This window comes from Spiroplasma chrysopicola DF-1 (assembly GCF_000400935.1).
GTDB lineage: Bacteria > Bacillota_I > Bacilli_A > Mycoplasmatales > Mycoplasmataceae > Spiroplasma > Spiroplasma chrysopicola.
This window is the reverse complement of record NC_021280.1, coordinates 1,116,546-1,123,322: the sequence shown is the minus strand read 5'-3', so window position 1 is coordinate 1,123,322 and position 6,777 is coordinate 1,116,546. Positions and strand designations below refer to the sequence as shown.

The window sequence follows — 6,777 nt, the reverse complement described above, 5'->3', positions numbered from 1 at the left end:
AAAACTATTTTTTAAATGTGGAAAACAAATAATTGCAAAAGAAGGTTTATTATTCGGATATTTTACGATATAATAATCTAAATTTATATGGTTCCTATATAAACTAGAAATGTGCTCTAGTGTCTCTACGATTAGCAATAAAATCACTATAGGCTTCTGAAAACTGAGGATTTCTTCTTTATATTTGCGATGTAATTTTGAAGGGAGAAAGATTATGCGTATTAAAAAAGCATATACATTTGATGATTTATTATTAGTACCACAAAAATCAACTATTTTACCACATCAAATTAATTTAAGAACAAAGATCACTAAAAATATTGAATTAAATATTCCATTTTTATCGGCCGCAATGGATACTGTAACAGAGTCAAAAATGGCGATTGCTGTTGCTCGAGAAGGGGGAATTGGGATTATTCACAAAAATTTAACAATTGAACAACAAGCAAAAGAAGTTGAATTAGTAAAACGAAATGAATCAGGTTTTATTATTAATCCAATTACTTTATTACCAACAATGTCAGTTCAAGCCGCCGCAGATATTATGATGCAATATAAAATTTCTGGATTACCAGTTGTTGATGAAAATAAAAAATTATTAGGGATTATTACTAATCGTGATATTAAAACATGTGAGGATTATCGTGATCCAGTAAGTAAGTTTATGACATCAAAAAATTTAATCACAACTTCTGAAGATATTTCGATGGAAAAAGCAAAAAGTATCTTATTAAAAAACCGAATTGAAAAGTTACCGATTATTAATAATGAAAATATTTTAACAGGGTTAATTACAATTAAAGATATTAATAATCGCGAAGAGTATCCTAATGCTTGTAAGGATGATAAGGGCCAATTACGAGTTGGAGCAGCTGTTGGAGTTGGAAATGATACGATGGATCGGGTTAAGGCATTAGTTAATAAAAATGTTGATTTAATTGTTATTGATTCAGCGCATGGCCACAGTGAAGGCATTTTAATGATGGTTAAAAAAATTCGTGAGCAATTTCCAAAATTAGGTATTATTGCCGGTAATATTGTAACACCACAAGCTGCAAAAGATTTAATTGAAGCTGGTGTTAGTGGGTTAAAAGTTGGAGTTGGTCCAGGAAGTATCTGTACAACAAGAGTTGTGGCTGGAGTTGGGGTGCCACAAATTACTGCAATTAATGATGTTTATCAATTAGCAAAAGAACATGGTATTCCAGTTATTGCTGATGGGGGAATTAAATACTCTGGTGATGTTGTTAAAGCTTTAGCAGCCGGAGCAAATGCTGTCATGATGGGGTCAATTTTTGCCTCAACATTCGAAGCACCAGGAGAAGAAGTAATCCTTGATGGACGAAAATATAAATCATATATGGGAATGGGCTCATTAACAGCCATGAAAAAAGGGAGTGCAGATCGTTATTTCCAAGACAGTAAGAAAAAATTAGTAGCAGAAGGTGTTGAAGGTTTAGTTTTATTGAAAGGGAAAGTTAGTGATATTATTTTCCAATTTGTTGGTGGTGTTCGTAGTGGTTTTGGTTATTGTGGGGCTCAAACAATTGAACTTTTACAAGAAACAGCCGAATTTGTTGAAATTTCAGCTAATGGGCTAAAAGAATCACATCCCCATGATGTTGTTATTACAAAATCACCCCCAAATTACACAAAATAAAAGGAAAAAAATTAATAAAATCGTATCTTTTAATTGATATTTTTTTGCATTTCCGATATTATTTATATGATGTCTTAGTTATGTAAATAAGGAGGTGTTGAGAATGAAAAGAACATGGCAACCAAGTAAAATCAAGCATAAAAGAACTCATGGTTTTAGAGCAAGAATGCAATCGGCAACAGGACGAAAATTATTAAGTAGAAGAAGATTAAAAGGAAGAAAAGTATTATCAGCGTAATGTTTGGTAATATTTTGTTTTTTATTTCATACTAGTAATGTGAAAAAAAAATATATAGTTAAAAAAAACCATGAGTTTCAGGAAATTATTGGGCTACGTGTTTTTATTAAAACTGATCCTTATTATATTTATTTTCGAAAAAATAATTTAAATTATCCCCGTTTTGGAATCTCAGTTGGAAAAAAGTTGGGGAATGCTGTTCTTAGAAATAAAGTTAGACGGCAAATTCGTAGTATGATTACTATTGACCCGACTTTAAATATTCAAGGTTATGATTATATTATTATTGTTAAAAAGAATTATTTTAAAAATAGTTACTTTATAAATAAAGAAGTTTTATTAAAAAATCTTAAAAAATAGTATTTAGTAGAAAAGGAGCAAACATATGAACTATCGTGATTATATATTTACAGATGGCAAAAGAGTTCGAAAACCATGGTATTCATTAGCATGAAAATGAATTAAAATTGTTTTATATCTTTTTTTACTAATTTCAATGCTATGAGGCTGTGGAATGATGATGGTTCCAAAATATAATTATTGAACAATTATGGATGCTACTGGCCAAAATGTTTATAAACCAGGGGTTTTCTTTGAAATCTTAGTTGGTTTAGGAGCTAATATTGGGAAAGAGCATTTCTTCCATGTTGTTAATGGCCAATTATATGAATATGGTTACTTAGGGATTAGAACATGAGCAGAAGCCTTTACAAAAACAGCTTCACCTTTCTATGGCTTCTTCGTTTTCCCAATTGCCTGATTAATGGTTAACTTAATTAATGGATTTGGTGGTTTAGCAAATGGAGCTGGAATTATTGGAGCTATTTTCTTAACATCATTGTTAGTTCGTTTAATTACCTTGATGTTTAGTTGAAAAGCGCAAAAAAACCAAGATAAAATGCAGTTAATGCAAATTAAACAAGCCGAGATTCAGGCGAAATATAAAAATTCAAATGATCCCGCGGCAAAGCAAAAACAGCAAATGGAAATGATGCAGCTTTATCGGAAGGAAGGGGTTTCCCCATTATCGACAATTGGAGCTTCGTTCTTATCAATTCCATTCTTAATTGCGATGTTTACCGTTGTTAAAGCAACTCGTGATTTAAAAATTGCAACAATTGGTCAAATCTCATTAATTGAAAAACCATGAGAAATGATTCAAAGTGGAAACTTTATTTATCTATCATTATTATTTGTTTATTTACCAATTCAAATTGTTTCAATGATTCTACCAACAATTCTAAATTTACGGAAAACAAAGGTAATTTCAAAAGAGCAGAAAAAGGCCCGTAAGCGTCAATTTATTATGCAAGGAGTAATGATTATTGTCTTCTTCGTTGTTACAATTACAATTGCGGCAGGGGTAACAATTTATTGAATTTTCTCGGCCTTTATTCAAATTTTACAAACATTAGCTTTTCATTTTATTCGTATTCATCGCAAAACAAAAAAACGCGATAGTTCAACAAGTTCGAAATTTAAACAAATGTTTAGTAAAAAAGTAAAATTACAAACACCAGATGGAATTATTATTCCAACAAATGTAACGAAAACAAAACAAGTTAAACAAGTTAAAAAAGTTAATAAAGCAACTTATCAACCGGTTAAAAAGAAAACAAAATTTTCTTTAGGACAAGATAAGAAAAAGAAAAAAGATAATGAATAAATTTAAAGCGTTTTAGAAATAATTTTCTAAAACGCTTTTTGTTATAATCCTAATAATATTTGATATAATAAGGAAAATAAGAGGGAGAGCGAGACAAAAAATGATTAGTGATACTATAGTAGCCCCAGCAACGGCATTAGTGAAACAAGCAGTAGCTATCATTCGTTTATCGGGTCCAGATGCTTATCAGTTAATAAATAAGGTTTTTTCAAAGAAAGTTGAAAAAAAAGAAAATCAAATTACTTTTGGTTATATTAAAGATGATAGCAAAGTAATTGATCAAGTTTTAATAATGTCTTTTGTTGCCCCACATTCTTTTACTGGCGAAGATGTTATTGAAATTAACTGCCATGGTGGTGTTTTGGTGACAACCCAAATTATTAGTTTATTAATTAAAAAAGGGGCGCGTTTTGCTAACCCAGGGGAATTTTCTCAGCGAGCTTTTTTGAACAATAAAATTAATTTAATTCAAGCTGAGGCAATTAATGATTTAGTTAATGCAACAAATGAAACTAGTTTAAAGTTTGCAATAAATAACTTGCAGAATAGTAATTTACATTTAATTAAAAAATATCGTGATCAATTATTAGATATCATTGCAAATATTGAAGTTAACATTGATTATCCTGAATATGATGGCGTTGGAGATGTTAGCGCCGAAGAATTAACCGAAAAATTAGTATCATTAAAAGCGGAAATTACCAGAATTATTAAATTAAGTAAAATTGGGAAAATTATTAATGATGGAATTAATGTTCTAATTTTAGGAGAACCAAATGTTGGAAAGTCATCGTTACTAAATGCTTTAATGCAAGAAGAAAAAGCAATTGTTTCAAATGAGGCTGGAACAACGCGTGATATTGTTGAAGGGAAAATTAACTTAGGACCACTAACATTAAACATCATTGATACGGCCGGAATTCGCGATACTGTTAACGAAATTGAAAAAATTGGAATTAGTAAAGCGAAAAATGAAATTAATCGCGCTGATTTAGTTTTAATTGTAATTGATAGTAGTCGAGAATTATCGCTAGATACAAAAAAATTATTAACCCTAACAGCTGATAAACAGCGAATTATTGTTTTTAATAAGATTGATTTAATTGATCCAAGAAAATTAGCGTTAACCAAATTTAAAACTGAGCGGATTGCCTTAATTTCAACGGTTAATAATAATATTGAAGCATTAGTTAACCAAATTATGGAAAGTTATTATTTTGAAGAATTAACAAAAAATGACAGTTTAGTTTTAGTTAATTTAAATCAAATTTCTTTGTTGGAGAAAGTAGAAAACTTTATTAAAAATGCTTATAATAATATTGTTAATAACTATCCAGTTGATATTGTCAATGTTGACTTACATAGCGCATGATATTTACTAGGAGATTTAATTGGAGAGAATTACGATGACAATTTACTAAATACAATGTTTAGTAAGTATTGTCTAGGGAAGTAGGGGAAGAGATGCAAGGGATATTTGACACACACTGTCATTTAATGTCAGAAGAATATAAAGATGAAGAAACAGCATTAATTTTGGAAGATGCCAAATTTAGTGGTGTTCAATGATTTAACAATGTTGGTTATGATATGGAATCAAGTAAAAAAGCGATTCAAGCAGCAAATGAATTTGATTTTGTCTATGCAACAATAGGAATTCATCCAACAGATGTTGCTCGTTATGGAACAGAAGATTTAAAGGATTTAGATAAATTATTAAATAATAGTAAAGTTATTGCTGTTGGTGAAATTGGGCTAGATTATTATCATAAACATGTTAGTCACGATTTACAAAAGGAATGATTTATTAAGCAGCTACATCTTGCTAAAAAACATGATTTACCTGTTGCAATTCATTGCCGTGATGCGTATGAGGAATGCTTACATATTTTAAAAACTGAAAAGATTAAAAAGGGTTTAATGCATTGTTATTCTGGTGATGCTGAAATGGCCAAAAAATTCTTAGATTTAGGATTTTATATTTCTTTCTCGGGGACAGTTACTTTTAAAAATGCGAGTCAATTGCGTGAAGTCGCAAAAATGGTTCCACTTGATAAAATTTTAGTTGAAACTGATGCGCCTTATTTAACCCCTGATCCATATCGTGGCCAAAAAAACTATCCTAAATATATTGCTTATACAGTTGCCCAAATTGCAAAAATAAAAGATATCCCAGTTAGTGAAATGATTCGAATTACAACAAAAAATGCTTTTAAGGTTTTTAATATTAAGGAATAAAAAAAGTTCTTCTTATTATTGAAGAACTTTTTTTATTTTAATAATGTTGTTGCTTCTTGAATTACTATATCAACATTAGTTCAATCATAAACTTTTGCTCCGGCAGCAACTTGATGGCCTCCGCCATTAAATTTGCTAGCAATTTTATTAACAGCAAAATAACGTGAGCGAAATTCAATACGAATATAATCCTTGCATTCCACAAACATCATTCATATTTTCACCCCTTTAATATCACCAAGGATATTAACTCATAAGGCAATTTGATGCGGGTTTTGCGCCTCAAACTGTGCAAGTAACTCTTTAGTAATTTTAATATAAGCTAAACCTTCTGGTGTTAAGGTGAAATTAGTAAGAATATAACCTTTTAATCGGGCCAAGTTAGGGTTAATAGCATAAATCTCATCATAAGCAGCTGATAAATTAAATTTTGTTTTGGTTAGATGATAGGCCATTGCAAATGTTCGTTCTGATACTGAGCGGTATAAAAATCGTTCAGTATCGGTTACTAATCCTAAAAATAATAAGTGCGCTGTTGCTGGTGATAATTTTAAATTTGTTGTTGTAATAAAATCTGTTATTAATTCACAAGTTGCTGGATAGCTAGCATCAACAATCATGACATCCCCATATTGATCAAGATTAAGATGATGGTCAATTTTAACAACTAATTTTGCTGCTGTTAATCATTTTTCATTTTCCAAATCAATACGCTCTATTGTTGCTGTATCTGTAATTAAGACAACTGCATCATTAAAATCCTCTTCTTGCAATTGATCCATTTCCCCAACAAAAGATAGTTCTGTTGGTAATTTTCCACCAACTAAAACTTTTTTAGTTGGGAAATTATCATTTAACAATGTTTTGAGTCCTAATTGGCTTCCTAATGCATCACAATCGGGTTCAATATGGCGCAAAATAATAAAATTGTCATGATCTTTTAAAATTTTTAAAAGTTGTTCAAACATATACTTC

At 30.2% G+C, this 6,777-nt stretch carries 7 protein-coding genes; 6 read left to right on the top strand and 1 reads right to left on the bottom strand.

The features are described 5' to 3' along the window. Positions 1-214: 214 nt before the first annotated feature. The 6 genes from guaB to SCHRY_RS05185 all read left to right on the top strand — a co-directional run bounded on the left by guaB (position 215) and on the right by SCHRY_RS05185 (position 5,802). Positions 215-1,660 carry an IMP dehydrogenase gene (gene guaB, locus SCHRY_RS05210; RefSeq protein WP_016339414.1) on the top strand — a complete coding sequence of 482 codons (1,446 nt, stop codon included), beginning with the start codon at positions 215-217 and terminating at the stop codon, positions 1,658-1,660. Between the two features lie 97 nt (positions 1,661-1,757). Further along, on the top strand, positions 1,758-1,898 hold the full coding sequence (rpmH, locus tag SCHRY_RS05205) for a 50S ribosomal protein L34 (protein WP_408020053.1): 141 nt from the start codon (positions 1,758-1,760) through the stop codon (positions 1,896-1,898). A 39-nt stretch (positions 1,899-1,937) separates the two neighbouring features. Continuing rightward, entirely contained in the window at positions 1,938-2,258 is a 321-nt protein-coding gene (gene rnpA / locus SCHRY_RS05200; protein ID WP_016339412.1) for a ribonuclease P protein component, read from the top strand. A gap of 25 nt (positions 2,259-2,283) precedes the next feature. After that, positions 2,284-3,564: a membrane protein insertase YidC gene (gene yidC, locus SCHRY_RS05195; RefSeq protein WP_016339411.1), complete on the top strand. Its 1,281-nt coding sequence runs from the start codon at positions 2,284-2,286 to the stop codon at positions 3,562-3,564. 100 nt (positions 3,565-3,664) lie between these two features. Next, positions 3,665-5,020, top strand: coding sequence for a tRNA uridine-5-carboxymethylaminomethyl(34) synthesis GTPase MnmE (mnmE, locus tag SCHRY_RS05190; protein ID WP_016339410.1), 1,356 nt, complete (start codon positions 3,665-3,667; stop codon positions 5,018-5,020). A gap of 8 nt (positions 5,021-5,028) precedes the next feature. Further along, positions 5,029-5,802, top strand: a complete 774-nt coding sequence (locus tag SCHRY_RS05185) for a TatD family hydrolase (RefSeq protein ID WP_016339409.1) — start codon at positions 5,029-5,031, stop codon at positions 5,800-5,802. A gap of 32 nt (positions 5,803-5,834) precedes the next feature. Here the strand turns inward: SCHRY_RS05185 and SCHRY_RS05180 are convergent, their stop codons facing one another. Next, a complete protein-coding gene (locus SCHRY_RS05180; RefSeq protein WP_016339408.1) occupies positions 5,835-6,770 on the bottom strand; it encodes a DHH family phosphoesterase in 936 nt (311 codons plus the stop codon). Between the last annotated feature and the right edge of the window lie 7 nt (positions 6,771-6,777).